This is a genomic window from Ketobacter sp. GenoA1, from assembly GCF_003671475.1.
In the GTDB taxonomy this organism is placed as follows: Bacteria; Pseudomonadota; Gammaproteobacteria; order Pseudomonadales; family Ketobacteraceae; genus Ketobacter.
The window spans coordinates 90,219-106,856 of sequence record NZ_RCHM01000014.1; the positions used below are offsets into that span (position 1 = coordinate 90,219).

A 16,638-nucleotide genomic window follows, 5' to 3' on the forward strand; every position below is an offset into this window, starting at 1 on the left:
ATGGGTAAGGGTGATCTACCCCAGGGATAATAGAGAGCATGGCCCGTTGGAGCAAAAAAACGCGCCCTTCAGGCCGATAATGCTGCTTAATTTGGCCTTATCAGCACGCTTCAGGGTGATTTTTCATCATCCGGGAACCAGACTTCGAACACAGTGCCCTGGCCGGGCCAACTGTGCACATCCACCTTGCCACCGTGCATATCCACCAGCTCCTGCACCAGGGACAGGCCCAGCCCACTGCCCAGATCCCGATTACTGAAGCTGTCACCCAGTTGTTCAAAACGCCGGAACAACCGCTTCAGATCGTCGCTATTGATGCCCTGACCGGAATCTTCCACCTGCATGCAGACACCCGGCCGGCCCTTACGGTGCTGCTGCCGGTAACTCAGACTGATGCCGCCCTGTTCGGTGAACTTGATGGCGTTGGAAATCAGGTTATACAGTATCTGCGAGTAGCGCTTGCGATCCGCATAGACGGTCTCAACCCCGCCCAAATCCAGGCTCAGGGTCAGGCCCCGCTCTTCCGCCATGGGGCGCAGCGCCGACACCACCTCCTGGGTCACCGCCGGTAACGGCAGGGGCGCCCGCGCTATCTGTAACTTGCCTTCTTCAATTTTGGAAAGATCCAGAATGTCATTAATCAAATTCAGCAGATGGCGGCCGTTTTTCTCGATTACCCCCAGGGAATCCAGCACCCGATGCTGACCGGCGCCTTCAAGTTTTTTCTGCGCACGCACGCTGAAACCGATTATGGAGTTGAGCGGTGTGCGCAGCTCATGGGACATGTTGGCAAGAAAGTTACTTTTTATTTTGCTGGCGGTTTCCGCCCGTTCCAGGGCGCGTTGCAGCTCCACGGTTTGCCTTTGCACGGCAAGCTCCACGGTGGACTTCTGGGTCATCACCATAAGAATGATCATGCCGAACACCGACACCGCCACAAAACCGGAAATCAGCACCACCCACACCGATGTGGACTGAGTATTCTTCAGATATTGCATACCCGGTGAATAGGTAATCTGCCAGCGGCGGCCGGCAAACTCAATGTGATGCAGGATACGCTTGTCCGTGGCTTCAACACGGGCGGTAAAGAATTCGATGGGATGATTGCTTTCCGTTACATCTTCTATGCGGATGAACACCCGTTCCAGATCACGAATATCAAACGCCGCTTCCAGCAAATCCCGCGCCCGATACACGCAGGACACCAAACCCAGCAGGCGGTCGTCCGCGCGCACCGGTGTCAGCAGCAGAAACGCCTGTTGCGTGTCTTTTTCCTGCACCAGGGTAATGGGTTGCGTTGCCGTCATGGCATTGTCGTCAATGGCCTGCCGGATAGCCTGCAGGCGTCCGGGGTGGGAGCCAAGATCCAGTCCCATTGCCCGTTCATTACCCGCAATGGGCGCAATGTAGTACACCGGGAAATAGCGTTCCCGGGGGCCGGCCACCTGCATACGCTTGTCAGTGGTCAGTTCCTGGAAACGATACTCCCGCCCCAGATAACGTGCCATGTCCTGTTCATAACGGGCCCGCTCCGCCTGGCTTACAATGGGTATCCAGGATAGTGCATGGGTACCCGGTACATGTTCGTACAGACCATTGGCATACTGCAGGAATTGGGCATAACTTACATCACCGAAGGTGGAGAACAAGCCCGCCAGGGTATGGGAAACATGAGCGATATTATCCAGCTGTTTGTGCAACGCCCGGTGCATACCCGCCACCTGTTCGCTGAACACGTTCTCCACCCAACGCTCATGCTGGGTCCGAAAGTACAAGAAGCTGGAGCTGGCCACAAACACCAAGGCAAAATACACCAACACAAAACTGGTGAGACGGGTGTTGGAAGACCAGGTGTTTCTGCCCTGCACCGCCACGATTAATGGCGACAAACACATCACGCCGATGGCATCCCCCACCCACCAGTTAATCCAGTTAATCGGCAAGACTTCAAGCGGCAGGACATTAAATATAAACAGGGTTCCCACCCCAACCGTAGAGGACACCAGGCAGGCAACCGGCCCACCCAGCAAGGCAAACAAAATGGGGTCGGCGGTACGGCTCCAGGCGGGAAACGACGTGAAACGGTGAATCAGCCAGAAAGCGAGCCAGGTCTGCAAGGCCGCCCCAAGGCCGATAGCGGCGGCAATAAGCCAGTCCACAGACGGCTGCAGCAGGGAAGCATCGGCGAAGCCAAGGTTGAGCAGAAAGGAGGCCAGCCACACCGCCGGCAGAATACGCCGCCCAACGGTGACAATCATAAACAGGGCAAACCCCGCGGCCGGCCAGATGGGGCTGGCATAGCCCGGCGGAATGGCGAATAACCCGGAAGCGGTTCCCAACAACCAGTAGCCCGCCAGGGTGGCGACAAACATCAATGGCATACGGAAACGGGTCATCGCCAATCCTTGTGTGCAGGGGAACGCACACCTAAGAATAGTCGATATTCTGCCGCTTATTACTTAGAAATTCGCCCCCAGACGCAAGTAAACCGTGGTCTCACCGATGTCATCATCCAGCCCCTTGGCAAAGCCCAGGGTGCTTTCCAACTTGAAGGTGGAATATCCGATCAGCAGATCCGGACGCACTTCAAAGCCAACGCCGGTATAAAAGTTCTTGTCCTGGCCGCTATCCCAGGCCGCGCCGTGATCCACAAACAGATGCACGCCGGCCTTACCCAGGCCGATGGGTACACTGGTCAGCCCGTCAAACCACTCCCCCACCGGTAAACGGTATTCTGCGGAGTACAGGCGCAGATTGGTGCCGGCAAGCTGACTCTGGTTGTCGGAATAACCGCGCAGGGTATAACCGGTACGACCGAAACCGATCACCGCACCCAAAGTTTGCAGCTCATCCAGCTCATTACCCAACTGGAAGGATTTGGCCGTATCGTCCGCTTTACCCAATACCACCCGCAATGCCAGTACATGATTGTCAAACAGGCTCAGATATTCGCGCCAATCCAGACTGTAAACATCACCCTGGTGAAAGCCGTCACCGAAGGCGTCGTAATGTTCCGCCTGCAGCTTGATGCGGCGTCCATCCTCCACACTGATGGAGTGTAAATATTTTTCATAATCGGACCAGTTCAGTGACACTCCGGCAAAATTATCGCGGTAGGAATCGTATTCGCCAAAGCCATCCAGTATCCGTTTTACATCTTCCTTACCAACGCCGATATCCACTTCAAAGGTGCCTTCAAAGCGATTGAACGGCTGCTTCCAGACCGCCTGATACCGGGTTTCCTCACGCCACACACCGGGCACCCCGGGCGCTTCATCACGTACTGTATCCAGTTCCCGTTCGGCCAGCAAAGCCAGGCGGTGGTGCGCGATATACGCCACGCTGCCGCCAAATTCTTCCTTGTCAAAATAATAGGCCGGCGCCAGCTGCCACTGATGAAACCCCAGCACATCCTGACCCTGCAAAATAAATTGAATCCAGTTGTTGTCATCGCTGTCGGCGTAGAGATAGGCAAACCATGATGTGGGCGCGATGGTGTCCAGGGGTGAATAGTCGGCGATATCGGTGAACGCCTCGGTGGAATAATCCGCTTGATTGGCTATGGATTGAATCGGGGGCCGCTCTTGCCACAGGCCGGCATAGGTCTCACCCCAGGGTGTGATCGGCTGCTGCCGGATGGCAATACCGTCCGGGGTGTACTCAGCCAAGCGCAGTTGGCGTTGATCCCCGTTCAGGCTGTAGTCCAGAATGGCGGTTTGGGTACGGGTGACGGTTTCCACCTGACCGTCCGACAATCGCAAACGACGCACATTCATCACCTTCTGATGATCGGAAATAAAATACACCCAACGACCATCAGCAGAGAAGCGAGGCCGTTGCTCAAGGTGATCGTTGCGCGTCAACGGTGACCAGGTGCTGCGTTCGATGTCCAGCAACTCCAGATTCCAGCCGCTCTGCTCCCGACGCACTGCCGCCACCAGTTGCCTATCGTCCGGCGACCAGCTCAAATGGCCGATGACTTCCCCGGATGCCAGTGGGGGCAACAACTGCAGCAAGGTACCGCGCTGATCCAGAATGGCAATCTGCGCCAAACCGCGCTCGGTATGCACCGCTGCAATGCGCTGACCGGAGTGGGACCAGGCAAAGCGCGGATAGCGGCCACACTCGGTGATGCGCTCCCAGTCACCATCCCGCAGCCGATACAGATCGGCGTGTACATCAACGTTGTTGCAAACCGTGTGGCGGGACAACAGGACACCGGCCTGGGGATGCACGTCGATGTGCTGATATTCCAGTACATCCGTCACTTTGCTGTCATTACCGTCTGCGTCAATCACCTGCAATGAAGGATGATGGCGGCCATCTTCACGGTAATAGTAAAAACGCCCATCCGCCATCCACACGGGATTGGCGTTCACACGGCCGCCTTCCACCACCGACTCATAGTCCACCACCGGCAGCCGTGCCATCTGCTGTTCAAACTTGTTTTCCAGGTACGCCTGATACTGTTGCCACAGGGCTTCCGCATTCAAACCAAACACCTGGTAAGCCCGCGACTGCATGCGCCAGGGAATGATATTGCTGTTCCAGTTACGCAGGTATTCGAAGGCCTTTTCCTCACCATACTGAGCGCTCAGGAATTCATAGAAATAATAACCGTACAGATACACCTGACCGGATGGCCAGTCTGTTCCCCAATACCCCTGATAACTGAGCTGGGAAAAACTGCGAAACCCTTTCTGGTATTCGGCCCGCATCATGGCATCGTAAAATGCGCTTTGTCCGCGCCCAAACTGTTTATCGGCGTCGGTTTCTTCATACACTGCAATCCCTTCGGAAACCCAGGCCGGGCTGAAAATCTGCGGAAAAGCAAAGAAGAAACGTCCGAAAATATTGCGCAAAGTGGTCTGCCCACCCGCGCTTTGATCCAAATGCAGAATGTGCACAAATTCATGGGTGAACACCTGCTCAATCCAGGGGCTGTTATCCAGCAACTCCCCTTCCACCGGAGCATTCATAAATATGAAAAATCGGTTGAAGGGCAAAACCGTGGCACCACCGTTGGAGCCATCGTAGCTATCAATAATCACCACTTCGGTTTTGGACTCCGGCTCCCACTGCAGGCGCGGTGTTTGTTTCGCATAGACCTTTTCCGCCACCGCCGCCATACGTTGGGCAAACGGCAAATGCCGATCACGATAATTAATGCGAAAGTGATCCGTTTCCAGGGTTTTCCAGTTCTGGAACGGTCGCGGCATCAAAAGGGCAGAGTCTTCGGGCATATGGGCCCAGGCGGTGTGCATCACGCTGCACGCACACAACACCAATCCAATCAAAAAGCGGTGCATTAATGATTCCTTAATTGATATCTTTCTTGTTGTTATGAGCCCCAACGTCATGTCAGCTCGATTTAATAAAGACCAGATCCCAGACACCGTGCCCCAAACGTTCACCACGGCGTTCGAATTTGGTAACGGGTCGATAGTCCGGTTTGGGAGAATACTGCCCGGCGCCGGCCTGATTCTCATAGCCGTCTGCGGCGGACATCACCGCCAGCATATGTTCGGCGTAGGGTTCCCAGTCGGTGGCCATATGAAAATAGCCTCCCACTTTGAGTTTGGTGCGTACCAACTGCGCGAATTCCGCCTGCACAATGCGGCGTTTGTTATGACGTTTCTTATGCCAGGGATCGGGGAAGAACAGCTGCACGCCATCCAGACTGTTGTCTGCAATGCATTGCTGCAGTACGTCGATAGCGTCCTCGCAGAAGACTCTGATATTGGTCACACCGGCATGGTGGGCATCGTTGATCAGTTTACCTACCCCGGGCCGATGCACTTCGATGCCGATGAAATTGCTGTCCGCAGCGGCCTGTGCCATTTGCAGCAACGACACCCCATCACCGAAGCCGATTTCCAGTATTACCGGGCCGTCGTTGCCGAACAGTTCAGTGCTGTTCAGCAGCCCCTGCCGCAAATCCAGGCCATAATCCTGCCACAGGGTTTCCATCGCCCGGCTCTGACCTTCAGTCATGCGCCCCTGGCGACGGACAAAACTGCGCAGACGACGCTGCGGCTGATCCATTTCATTCATCATCAAAACCTGGTTACTGCGATTATGAACCGGCCACGATTAGGCCGGATGCCTCAGAAAAACGTCCCTTCAATGGGTGAAGAGGCACTGGCATACAGTTTCTTCGGCATTCTGCCGGCCAGATAGGCTTCACGCCCGGCTTCGATGGCCTTGCGCATGGCGGATGCCATCAGCACGGGCTGCTGCGCTGCGGCGATGGCGGTGTTCATCAACACCCCGTGGCAGCCCAGCTCCATGGCGATGGCGGCATCCGATGCGGTACCCACGCCGGCATCCACGATGATCGGCACCTTGGCCTCTTCCAGGATCATGCGGATATTATAGGGGTTGCGGATGCCCAGGCCGCTGCCGATGGGTGCTGCCAGTGGCATCACCGAAACACACCCCATCTGCTCCAGTTCTTTGGCAATGATGGGGTCATCGGAGGTGTACACCATGACCTCGAAGCCATCCTTAATCAGGGTTTCACAGGCGGACAGCGTTTCCACTACATTGGGGAACAGGGTTTTCTCATCCCCCAGCACCTCCAGCTTCACCAGGTTGTGGCCATCCAGCAACTCACGGGCCAGACGGCAGGTGCGCACGGCGTCCTTGGCGTTATAACAGCCTGCGGTATTGGGCAGAATGGTATAGCGATCCGGGGAAATCACATCCAGCAGGTTGGGTTCATCGGGATTCTGTCCGATATTGGTACGGCGCACCGCCACAGTCACGATCTCGGCACCACTGGCTTCAATGGCCAGACGGGTTTCTTCCAGATCCTTATACTTACCGGTTCCCACCAATAAACGGGACTGGAATTCGCGCTCTCCTACTTTCAATGCAATATCCGACATGGTCGTAACCTGATTCCTGTTATTGACTGCTCAACTGTAGTGCTCAACCGGTGCGCTCAACCGCCGCCAATGGCGTGAACGATTTCCAACTCGTCGCCATTGTTCAACAGGGTGCCGCCATGAGCGGATTTGGGCACAATTTCCTGATTACATTCCACCGCCACACGGCGGCCTTGCAGATCCAGGCTTGCAATCAGATCCGCAATGGTGGTGCCGACGGCAAAGTGCCTGGGATCACCGTTCACGGTGACCTGAATGGTCTGTTTTGAGCTGATCTCTTCCGGCATGGCTGATTCGTTCATTAAATGCTCATTTTTACTGGCTGACTATTGTCTTGCTTTGCTGACACGCCGTAAAGACTTGGCGCACATTTTTACCGCTTACCGGCGGCCTTTCAGGGGGATTTGATCAAAGACCACGCGATCCAACACCAACCCACAATAAAGGCCATGCCACCAAAAGGGGTTATCGCCCCCAACCAACGCACCCCGGAAATGGCCATCAGGTACAGGCTGCCGGAGAACAGCAGCATACCCGCCAACAACAACCAGCCGCCCCATTGCAGCCCGGCGGCCCCGGGAAAGTGGAACCCCAATACCCCTACCAGAATCAGCCCCAACCCATGGTACAGGTGGTATTCCACTCCGGTCTGATAGGCCGCCAGCAGTGACGGCTCCAAACGCGCCTTCAGGCCATGGGCGCCGAAGGCCCCCAACACTACCCCCAGGGCCATGGCAATCACCCCTATGACGATGAAACTCTTCATACCTTTTCCCCGTAACCGCTTGCAGAGGGGGCAATTCTACCCGTTGTAGGGAGCAGGAAACCAAAAAATCCACAGGCTTTCAGCAAAGAAACTTGCCATTTTCAGAATCATCCGTTATCTTTTGCCCGATTGTAGGACAATCTAACAATAATGACTTTATAACGGGAACGAAACTATGTTTGGTTTTTTCAAAACCGCCAAACCCAGGCGCATTCAGTTCGAAAGCGACGGCCAGGCTCACCAGACCATTGAGGTGAGCGACAAGGAGACGATTCTCAGTGCAGCACTGCGCCAGGGCATCCCCTTTCCCCACAGTTGTCGGGTGGGCGGTTGCGCCACCTGCAAATGCCAGCTCAGGGAAGGCAAGGTTAAGGAATTGACCGAATCCGCCTATGTGCTGTCCGAGCAGGAGCTGGACCAGGGTTACATTCTGGCCTGTCAGTCGGTTCCCCGCACCGACCTGACCATCAGACTGGAACAGGCACAGGTTCCGGGCCCATCCCCCGGGGCGCAGACCCTGTGTGGGCGTGTCACGGACCAACGCCGGCTCACCCACGATATCAGCGCCCTGCGGTTGCGGCTGGAACAGCCGCTGCGTTACGCCGCCGGACAGTACGCGCTGTTGTCTGTACCCGGCATCGTCGATGAGGCCCGCAGCTATTCTTTTGCCACCCCCAGCACCCGCAGCGGTAGATCCGACGTGGAATTTTTCATTCGCCAGGTGCCCGGCGGCGCAATGTCCGGCTGGGCCCAGGGCGCCACGCCTGGTACGCCCATTAGCCTACAGGGCCCGTTTGGCGATTTTTATCTGCGCGAGGGCCAGCAACCCATTCTGTGTATTGCCGGCGGCAGCGGACTGGCTCCCCTGAAAGCCCTGTTGGAGGACGCGCTCCAGCAACACAACTCACGGCCAGTGGTGTTGCTGTTTGGCGCCCGTACCCAAGCGGATCTGTACTGCCTGGAAGAGCTTGCCCATCTGCAACAACACTGGGCCGGGGATTTCACATTTGTGCCGGTGCTGTCGGAGGAACCCAGCTCATCGCCCTGGGGAGGCCAGCGTGGTTTGGTGACCGATGTGTTGGCGCAGCATACCCGCCCCAATGCACAGGCGTATCTGTGCGGCCCGCCGGCCATGGTCGACGCCGCCGAAGCGCAACTGCAGGCGCTGGGTGTGCCGGCAGAGCAGATCTTCAGTGACAAATTCCTGGATAAATCCAGCCTGGTTCACAGTGCCTGATCATCATCCTTCACCCACTATTTTTTAATGAGGACACCTTATGCTGCATTACCTGAAGTTCTTCCTGTTTCACGGCATCGGTCTATCGTCGGCCCTGTTCCTGACCCTGGGCGGCGACTGGATGACCTACGGCTTTCTGGGGATTTTCATCGGCTACATTCTACTGGATGCGGTGCTGGGCGACGATATAACCACACCTACCTACCGGGCCCCACAATTGCTGACCTGGCAACTGTGGCTGGCACTGCCGCTGATGACCTTTATTCTGTTTGTGTTTCTGTGGCAGGTAGGGTCTGGTGATCCCGCCGGGTACGGCGCCCTGGTACAACAACTCAGCGGCTATGATATGCAGGCGGCCCGGGACGCCAACAGCGCCTGGAATCTGTTCTGGGGTGTCATTCTCACCGGTTTGATGATCGGCATGGTGGGCACCATCACCGGCCACGAACTGACCCATCGCACCTGGGACCCTGTCTCCATGTGGGTAGGGCGCTGGCTGCTGGCGTTCAGCTTCGACAGCAACTTTGCCATTGAGCATGTGTACGGCCACCACCGCTATGTCAGCACCACGGCCGACCCCGCCACCGCACCCCGTGGGCGAAATGTTTACGCCCATGTGATCATTTCCACCCTGCGCGGCAACCTCAGCGCCTGGCGTATTGAACGGGAGCGACTGCAGAAAAAACGCAAGCCCCTGCTGTCCGTGCACAATGTTGCCATCCGTGGTTACCTGATGAGTGGCGTTATCCTACTGGCCGCTTTTGCGATTGCCAGCTGGAGTGGCGTACTGTTTTTTACCGCCGCCGGACTGTGGGGCAAAGCCCTGCTGGAGATCGTTAATTATATGGAGCACTACGGCATGGTGCGCAATCCGGAAACCCCGGTGGCACCACGCCATTCCTGGAACACCAACAAACGCTTCAGTTCCTGGTCCATGTTTAACCTGACCCGGCACTCCCATCATCATGCCCAGGGTGAAGTGCCTTATCATGAGCTGAAGCCCTATCATGACGCGCCCATGATGATCAACGGCTACCTTACTACCATTGCGGTAGCACTGATTCCACCACTGTGGCACAAACTGATGACACCGAAACTTCTGGCATGGGATGCCCACTATGCCAGCGCCGAAGAGCGTAGCATGGCGGCCGAAGCGAATCGCAAGAGCGGCCTGAAACGTCTGCAGGCAATGACCTACGATGACGCCGCACCTGAACCCGAGGCCAAAGACCTGAACGCCGCATAGCCCCTTATCCCACTACCTCATAACCCCATTACCCCAGAACCAAAGGCGGCCGGAGAGCACGCCGCCTTTGGTACACTATAAACGGATTAATTACCGCGAAACCGGCCCACTGAAATCTTCAAGCCCAATGCGTTTTCCAGATCACCGGTTAAATAATTTTGATAGAACAGCCCCAAGCTTACGGTGTGCCCCAGATTAACCCCCAACGAATATTCCAGCCAGGCAGAACCTGGTCCCGGCCTATGAACGGGGCGAAGATTAAAACAATGGGTGGCTATAAATCAATCGGTGGTGGGGATGGGATGCGTGAGTAGATGATCTCCCAGTCCAAACTGTCGGGGTAACGACTGAGCAGGCGATTGATGCCCAGGATAAAAGAGTCTCTCTGAAAGTGCACGATCTGCTTCACCGTGGTCAGCTCCTGGCGCGGCCCGGCTTTCAACAGCACATCCAGTCGGTACGCCAACAGCCCCTCTTCGGTAACCAGCGTCTCACCCATATCCCAGGTAGCGGAAATAACAGCGGAACCCAGGGGCGATTCGGCACAGTGGGTATCGGGATAACTGATTGTGGTGATGGTGGCAAGGTGATCCAGTACAAACTCAAAAGTACGAACCTGATAACGGCCCTCTTCAAACTTATAGCAATTGGACACCCACAGACCATCCAATGCGGAAGCACTTTCTGCGATCTGAGTAGCAAACACATCCTTTGTCGCTTGTACAGCATCGTCGGCAAACACAACACAAACCAGAGCGGCCAGTGCTACCCCGACACTACGCACTAACTTCATTCGTGATCCCTAAAAACAAAAAAGCCGAATTGTATCAACCGCCAGTATAACGGCATACCAGGAGTATTTCAGTTAAGGTTTTTTACACAACGTAAAAATAAAGGCCGATCACGGGATCGGCCTTTACATACAGCAACCTGTCCGCTTTACGCTTCCAGCATATGCACTTTGAGTTTTTTCATGGCGTTTTTTTCCAACTGGCGAATACGTTCTGCCGACACATCATACCTGGCAGCCAGCTCGTGCAACGTGGCTTTGTCATCTTCGAACCAGCGGCTCTGCAGGATATCGCGACTGCGATCATCCAGTGTCGCCATCGCCTGATAGAGGCGTTCGTTGTGGGCAGATTCCCAATCGTCATTCTCCAGCATCGCTGCCGGGTCCATGGTCTTGTCTTCAAGGTAATACACCGGAGCCTGACCGGCACTGTCATCGTCTGCGTCCACCGGGGCGTCGAAGGAGGCGTCGTAGGCGCCCAATCGGCCTTCCATCTCACGCACATCGGAAGCCGACACACCCAGGTCTTTGGCGATGGCATTAATCTCATCGCTGTTCATCCAGCCCAGGCGTTTTTTCTGGCTGCGCAGATTAAAGAACAGCTTGCGTTGGGCTTTGGTGGTGGCAATTTTGACGATGCGCCAGTTGCGCAGTACGTACTCATGGATTTCGGCTTTGATCCAGTGCACGGCGAATGACACCAGACGTACCCCAACCGTGGGGTCGAAGCGCTTGACGGCTTTCATCAGGCCCACATTGCCTTCCTGAATCAGGTCGGACTGGGGCAGACCGTAGCCGTTGTAGGATTTGGCGATGTGCACCACAAAGCGCAGATGAGACAATACCAGCTGGCGGGCGGCGTCCACATCGTCTTCGAAAAACAGTTTTTCAGCCAGTGCCTTTTCTTCTTCCGCGCTCAATACCGGTACAGTCTGCACAGACTGCACGTATGCTTCGAGATTGACACCGGGTGCGGTGACAAATGCTGGTTGAAGGGCGTTATTCATATAGTAGAACCTCCATCGGGTCTGACTGAGTTTAGCACTCTCAGTATAGGAGTGCTAATTCCGCCAAAAGTTCCCCGTATCCATGGTCATCCGTCGGGGTCGGGCCTGCTATTGTTGGGGGTTTTGCCGGTGCTTTTCAAGGGGGGTCACGGTATTTCCCCGAATATTTCCGCCGCCCGCGCCTGAGATTCCCCCATTAACCGGGCTCAATTGAGCGAATATGCTGGCTGACCGCCAAGCGAGCACCCACTAACCCTATGAGAATACTGCCCGTTAACATCAGGAACGTCACCTCAAGCCCTAACCCACTTAGCTCAAATTGGCTGCGATACAACTCCGACAGTGCCTGCACCGGGCCATCCAGCCACCACAACAGGGTCTGAATCAGCAGCAGGGCAATCAGGCAGCCCCCCAGTCCATACCATAATCCGGTGTACATAAACGGCCGCCGCACAAAGGCATCGGTTCCCCCCACCAGTTTGACGATGATGATCTCATCGCGCCGGCTTTCAATGGCCAGGCGAATGGTGTTGATGATCACCAGCAGCACCGCCAGCGCCAGGCCGATACTGAGCGCCACCACCAGGCGTCGCCCCAGATCCAGAATGGCGTATAACCGCTGCACCCATTGGGCATCCAGCTGGGCCAGGTCCACCTCTCCCTGAGCGGCCAGATCCAGACGCAGGGCTTCCGCCGCGTCCAGATCGGTTACCGAGGGATACACCACCACCACCGCCGGCAACGGGTTTTCCCCCAGCTCCTGCAGCAGGTCACCAAATCCACTTTGCTCTTCGAACTCAGCCAGCGCCTGTTGCCGGGAAATGTACTCGGTGCGCTTTACATCGCCCCGTTGCGCCAGAGTGTCCGCCAGCTTGCGGCCCTGCTCTGCACTGGTTTTGAAATGGAGAAACAGCGATATCTGGGCGCTGCCATCCCAATCGTCACTGATGGCTTCGGCATTCTTCAGCATCACATACAGGCCTGCCGGAAGGCTCAAGGCGATGGCAATCACCAGCACCGTCATGACCGTTGGCAGGGGCGTTGCCAGCAACCGGTTGAGGCTCTCCAGAGCGACTTCTTTATGATGCTCGCGCCAGCTTTCAAAGCGCTGTTTGAAAGTGGTTCTTGCCGCGGTGGCCCCTTTCGGCGCGGTGTTCTTGACCGGGGTGGCTTTTTGATTCATCAATAACCCCCGGTGTAGATCTGGTGGTGCGGATCCGCCGCAATCTGATCCATACCATCGCTGATCAAACGGCCCGAATCCAGCGACAGCAGGCGATGATCATAACGGGCGATCAAACCCAGGTCGTGGGTGGCGATCAATACGGTCACCCCCACCTGGGAGAACTGATCGAACAGGTCCATGATCTCGGCAGACAGTCCAGGGTCCAGGTTACCGGTGGGCTCGTCCGCAATCAGGATACGGGGTTTGTTGACCACCGCACGGGCAATTCCCACCCGTTGCTGCTCACCACCGGAGAGCGCGATGGGGTTTAAGGCTTCCTTGTCCAGCAAGCCCACCTTGTCCAGCGCCGCGCGCACCCGGCGCCCGGTTTCCCGGGGGCGATACCCGGCGATGATCAACGGCAGGGCCACATTATCGTATACCGTGCGGTCGAACAGCAGCTGATGATTCTGGAACACCATGCCGATCTGACGACGGAAATAAGGGATAGCGGAACGCCCCACTTTTGCCACATCCTGATCACAGATCACCATGCGTCCGCCACTGGGCCGCTCGATCAACATAATCAATTTCAGTAGGGTGCTTTTGCCGGCACCGGAGTGCCCGGTGAGAAAGGTAAGCTCGCCCTGATCCAGCTCGAAGCTGACATTGAGCAACGCATCCTTACCATTATCGTAACGTTTACTGACCTTATGGAAGTGAATCATAGCATCCGGAGTGTGTTGTGTTTTACTTCCGCCCCCTGCACAGTGCCGCTGTGAACAACCCGCCCTGCAGCACTACCGATCAAACAAAGCCCTGACAAATTCGTCCGCTGCAAACGGCCGCAAATCATCGATTTGCTCCCCCACCCCGATAAAGCGGATGGGCAGCCCCATGCGGGATGCAATGGCAAACACAATACCACCCTTGGCGGTGCCATCGAGTTTGGTGAGCGTAATACCCGTAACCCCCACGGCCTGGTGGAACTGCTCCGCCTGACTGAGGGCATTCTGCCCGGTGCCGGCATCCAGCACCAGCATCACCTCATGGGGGGCACTGGTGTCCAGCTTGGCCATGACCCGTTTCACTTTCGACAACTCGTCCATCAGGTTGCTTTTGGTGTGCAGGCGGCCGGCGGTATCGGCGATCAACACATCCACACCACGGGACTGGGCCGACTGCACCGCATCGAAAATCACCGAGGCGCTGTCGGCACCGGTATGCTGCGCCACCACGGGAATATTGTTGCGCTCCCCCCAGACCTGCAATTGCTCCACCGCCGCGGCGCGGAATGTATCCCCTGCGGCCAGCATTACAGACTTACCTTCCTGCTGCAGTTTTTTCGCCAGTTTGCCGATGGTGGTGGTTTTACCCACCCCGTTCACCCCCACCATCAGAATCACATAGGGCTGTTTGCCGGAGTCAATTTGCAGGCCGCCACCGGCGTCTGAACGGCGCAGCACCGAGGTCATTTCTTCCTGCAGGGCGTCGTACAGGGCATCGGAATCCTTCAGTTCCTTGCGATTCATGCGCTCGGTGATGGCGGCAATGATTTTTGCGGTGGCGTCCATGCCCACGTCCGCCACCAGCAACTGGGTTTCTATGTCTTCCAGCAGCTCATCATCAATGGCCTTTTTACCCAGCAGCAGGCCGGCCAGACCATCGCTGAGACCGGCCCGGGTACGGGTCAGCCCCTGCTTGACCCGGGCAAAGAAAGACACCGGTTCCGCCACCGGGGCAGGCTCAGGCGCGGGCGATGAAACCGCCTCCACCACAACCTCCGGTTCGACAACGGTTTCTTCCACTGCTTCCAGGGGCGGTGCCATCAATGCCTGATTGGCCGCCTCTTCATCAAAGAAACGGGCAAACAGGGCTTGCTCAGTCAGCACCTCGGCACCACGCAACAGATGTGGGCCGGGGCCGAACAGGCGCTCGAACACGGCAGCCTCGTGAGCAGGGTTAACCATAGAACAACCTCGAAATCATTTTGCAGTCAGAGTTCTCTGGGCGGTATCCTACCATTTGTTGGAAATCGACTCAGCAGCTAATTCTCAGCGCCCCTGCCAGGAAAGTGATGAGTGGGGAATTAGCAGTTGAATTCGTTGTCTTAGGACGCTTACGCATTTCCATTAACCCATCCCCCAACAAGATGAACCATGATGGTGATACGACACATTTGCAGCACCCTGATTCTGGCCGGCGCCAGCCTGGCCCTGGCCACACCGGTCAGCGCCGAAACCAGCGTGGCCGACCGCACCTTTACCCACACCCTGGACAACGGCATGAAGATCATCGTGCGGGAGGATCACCGGGCCCCGGTGATGGTATCCCAGGTCTGGTATCGGGTGGGTTCCAGTTACGAACACGCCGGTGTGACCGGCGTATCCCATGTCCTGGAACATCTGATGTTCAAGGGCACTGACAAAGTGCCCAGCGGTGAATTCTCCAAGCTGATCGCCCGCTACGGCGGCAGTGAAAACGCCTTCACCTCCTATGACTACACCGGCTACTACCAGGTCATGAGTGCCACCAACCTGCCCCTGTCCATCGAGCTGGAAGCCGATCGCATGCAGAACGCCATCATGCCCGACGAGGAATTCGCCAAAGAAATCGAGGTGGTAAAGGAAGAACGCCGCCTGCGCACTGACGACAAACCCAACTCGGTGGCCTATGAACGGTTCATGGCAGCGGCCTATTTGTCGTCCGGCTACCACAACCCGGTGATTGGCTGGATGCACGATCTGGATAATATGACCGGCCAGGACGCCCGCAACTGGTATCGGCAGTGGTATGTACCCAACAATGCCATCCTGGTGGTGGTGGGTGATGTCAACGCCAAAGAAGTATTCGGCCTGGCCTCCCGCTATTTTGGCCCGATACCGGCAGGGGATTTGCCCAAGCGCCCCCTCAACAAGGAAGTGGCCGGCAAGGGTGAACGCCGCATTGAAGTCGCCATTCCGGCCAAGGTTCCCACCTTGTACGTGGGATACAATGTACCCGGCATCAACACCGCAACCGATGCAACCGACGTGTATGCCCTGCGCATGCTGGCCGGTGTGCTAGACGGTGGTTACAGTGCCCGCATCGAAACAGAAATGGTACGCAACCAGGGTATTGCCGCCAGTGCCGGTGCCGGTTACGGTGGCTTTGCCCTGGGCGATACCCTGTTCTATTTCAGCGGCGTACCCAGTGAGGGCTACTCGGTTGAACAACTGGAAGAGGCTTTCGAACAGCAGATTGAACGCCTGCAAACCGAGCTTGCGGACCCGGCGGAACTGGAGCGGGTGAAGGCCCAGATTATTTCCGGCATCATTTACCAACAGGATTCCATTTCCAGCCAGGCCAACCAGATCGGGCGCATGGAAGCCATCGGCCGCAGCTGGCGGGAAGCAGACACCATGGTGGACAAACTCTCCGCCATCACCCCGCAACAGATTCAGGCGGCGGCCCGCAAGTATCTTATTCCCGACAACAAAACCGTGGCCATCCTCAAGCCGCAGCCACTGTAACGTTGAAGCAAAGGATTTCATTTCC

The 16,638-nt window shown here is 56.5% G+C and carries 14 protein-coding genes; 3 read left to right on the top strand and 11 right to left on the bottom strand.

Annotation, left to right across the window (positions count from 1 at the left end; translation table 11 throughout):
• Positions 1 to 110 precede the first annotated feature (110 nt).
• The 6 genes from D9N13_RS05475 to D9N13_RS05500 form a co-directional block, all read right to left on the bottom strand.
• A complete protein-coding gene (locus D9N13_RS05475; RefSeq protein WP_290586986.1) occupies positions 111 to 2,396 on the bottom strand; it encodes a CHASE domain-containing protein in 2,286 nt (761 codons plus the stop codon).
• 63 nt (positions 2,397 to 2,459) lie between these two features.
• Complete coding sequence (locus tag D9N13_RS05480; protein ID WP_290586988.1) at positions 2,460 to 5,309, bottom strand: hypothetical protein; 2,850 nt, start codon at positions 5,307 to 5,309, stop codon at positions 2,460 to 2,462.
• 52 nt (positions 5,310 to 5,361) lie between these two features.
• On the bottom strand, positions 5,362 to 6,057 hold the full coding sequence (gene trmB / locus D9N13_RS05485) for a tRNA (guanosine(46)-N7)-methyltransferase TrmB (protein WP_317622464.1): 696 nt from the start codon (positions 6,055 to 6,057) through the stop codon (positions 5,362 to 5,364).
• Between the two features lie 50 nt (positions 6,058 to 6,107).
• On the bottom strand, positions 6,108 to 6,890 hold the full coding sequence (locus D9N13_RS05490; protein WP_290586990.1) for a thiazole synthase: 783 nt from the start codon (positions 6,888 to 6,890) through the stop codon (positions 6,108 to 6,110).
• Between the two features lie 56 nt (positions 6,891 to 6,946).
• Positions 6,947 to 7,147 carry a sulfur carrier protein ThiS gene (gene thiS / locus D9N13_RS05495; protein WP_317622466.1) on the bottom strand — a complete coding sequence of 67 codons (201 nt, stop codon included), beginning with the start codon at positions 7,145 to 7,147 and terminating at the stop codon, positions 6,947 to 6,949.
• Between the two features lie 137 nt (positions 7,148 to 7,284).
• Positions 7,285 to 7,656 (bottom strand): DUF423 domain-containing protein, encoded by a 372-nt coding sequence (locus tag D9N13_RS05500; RefSeq protein ID WP_290586994.1) that lies wholly within the window; start codon positions 7,654 to 7,656, stop codon positions 7,285 to 7,287.
• A gap of 175 nt (positions 7,657 to 7,831) precedes the next feature.
• Here D9N13_RS05500 and D9N13_RS05505 point away from each other — a divergent pair, with 175 nt between their 5' ends.
• Positions 7,832 to 8,893, top strand: coding sequence for an NADH:ubiquinone reductase (Na(+)-transporting) subunit F (locus tag D9N13_RS05505; RefSeq protein ID WP_290586997.1), 1,062 nt, complete (start codon positions 7,832 to 7,834; stop codon positions 8,891 to 8,893).
• A 40-nt stretch (positions 8,894 to 8,933) separates the two neighbouring features.
• Complete coding sequence (locus D9N13_RS05510) at positions 8,934 to 10,139, top strand: alkane 1-monooxygenase (RefSeq protein WP_290586998.1); 1,206 nt, start codon at positions 8,934 to 8,936, stop codon at positions 10,137 to 10,139.
• Between the two features lie 274 nt (positions 10,140 to 10,413).
• Here the strand turns inward: D9N13_RS05510 and D9N13_RS05515 are convergent, their stop codons facing one another.
• The 5 genes from D9N13_RS05515 to ftsY form a co-directional block, all read right to left on the bottom strand.
• Positions 10,414 to 10,932 (bottom strand): hypothetical protein, encoded by a 519-nt coding sequence (locus D9N13_RS05515; RefSeq protein ID WP_290587000.1) that lies wholly within the window; start codon positions 10,930 to 10,932, stop codon positions 10,414 to 10,416.
• Positions 10,933 to 11,078: 146 nt separating this feature from the next.
• Entirely contained in the window at positions 11,079 to 11,936 is an 858-nt protein-coding gene (gene rpoH / locus D9N13_RS05520) for an RNA polymerase sigma factor RpoH (protein ID WP_290587002.1), read from the bottom strand.
• 196 nt (positions 11,937 to 12,132) lie between these two features.
• A complete protein-coding gene (gene ftsX / locus D9N13_RS05525; RefSeq protein WP_290587004.1) occupies positions 12,133 to 13,119 on the bottom strand; it encodes a permease-like cell division protein FtsX in 987 nt (328 codons plus the stop codon).
• Entirely contained in the window at positions 13,119 to 13,829 is a 711-nt protein-coding gene (gene ftsE / locus D9N13_RS05530; RefSeq protein ID WP_290587006.1) for a cell division ATP-binding protein FtsE, read from the bottom strand. The genes ftsX and ftsE overlap by 1 nt, the downstream gene beginning before the upstream one ends.
• 72 nt (positions 13,830 to 13,901) lie before the next feature.
• Complete coding sequence (ftsY, locus tag D9N13_RS05535; RefSeq protein WP_290587008.1) at positions 13,902 to 15,071, bottom strand: signal recognition particle-docking protein FtsY; 1,170 nt, start codon at positions 15,069 to 15,071, stop codon at positions 13,902 to 13,904.
• A 189-nt stretch (positions 15,072 to 15,260) separates the two neighbouring features.
• Between ftsY and D9N13_RS05540 the strand changes: the two genes are divergently transcribed.
• Positions 15,261 to 16,613, top strand: coding sequence for a M16 family metallopeptidase (locus D9N13_RS05540; RefSeq protein WP_290587010.1), 1,353 nt, complete (start codon positions 15,261 to 15,263; stop codon positions 16,611 to 16,613).
• Positions 16,614 to 16,638 lie beyond the last annotated feature (25 nt).

What these genes read in the sequence shown, in the direction of transcription:
- D9N13_RS05505 (WP_290586997.1), top strand. Translation starts at nt 7,832, where the DNA reads ATGTTTGGTTTTTTCAAAACCGCCAAACCCAGGCGCATTCAGTTCGAA.
- ftsE (WP_290587006.1), bottom strand. Translation starts at nt 13,829, where the DNA reads ATGATTCACTTCCATAAGGTCAGTAAACGTTACGATAATGGTAAGGAT.
- ftsX (WP_290587004.1), bottom strand. Translation starts at nt 13,119, where the DNA reads ATGAATCAAAAAGCCACCCCGGTCAAGAACACCGCGCCGAAAGGGGCC.
- D9N13_RS05500 (WP_290586994.1), bottom strand. Translation starts at nt 7,656, where the DNA reads ATGAAGAGTTTCATCGTCATAGGGGTGATTGCCATGGCCCTGGGGGTA.
- D9N13_RS05540 (WP_290587010.1), top strand. Translation starts at nt 15,261, where the DNA reads ATGATGGTGATACGACACATTTGCAGCACCCTGATTCTGGCCGGCGCC.
- D9N13_RS05475 (WP_290586986.1), bottom strand. Translation starts at nt 2,396, where the DNA reads ATGACCCGTTTCCGTATGCCATTGATGTTTGTCGCCACCCTGGCGGGC.
- ftsY (WP_290587008.1), bottom strand. Translation starts at nt 15,071, where the DNA reads ATGGTTAACCCTGCTCACGAGGCTGCCGTGTTCGAGCGCCTGTTCGGC.
- D9N13_RS05510 (WP_290586998.1), top strand. Translation starts at nt 8,934, where the DNA reads ATGCTGCATTACCTGAAGTTCTTCCTGTTTCACGGCATCGGTCTATCG.
- D9N13_RS05490 (WP_290586990.1), bottom strand. Translation starts at nt 6,890, where the DNA reads ATGTCGGATATTGCATTGAAAGTAGGAGAGCGCGAATTCCAGTCCCGT.
- D9N13_RS05515 (WP_290587000.1), bottom strand. Translation starts at nt 10,932, where the DNA reads ATGAAGTTAGTGCGTAGTGTCGGGGTAGCACTGGCCGCTCTGGTTTGT.
- D9N13_RS05480 (WP_290586988.1), bottom strand. Translation starts at nt 5,309, where the DNA reads ATGCACCGCTTTTTGATTGGATTGGTGTTGTGTGCGTGCAGCGTGATG.
- rpoH (WP_290587002.1), bottom strand. Translation starts at nt 11,936, where the DNA reads ATGAATAACGCCCTTCAACCAGCATTTGTCACCGCACCCGGTGTCAAT.
- trmB (WP_317622464.1), bottom strand. Translation starts at nt 6,057, where the DNA reads ATGATGAATGAAATGGATCAGCCGCAGCGTCGTCTGCGCAGTTTTGTC.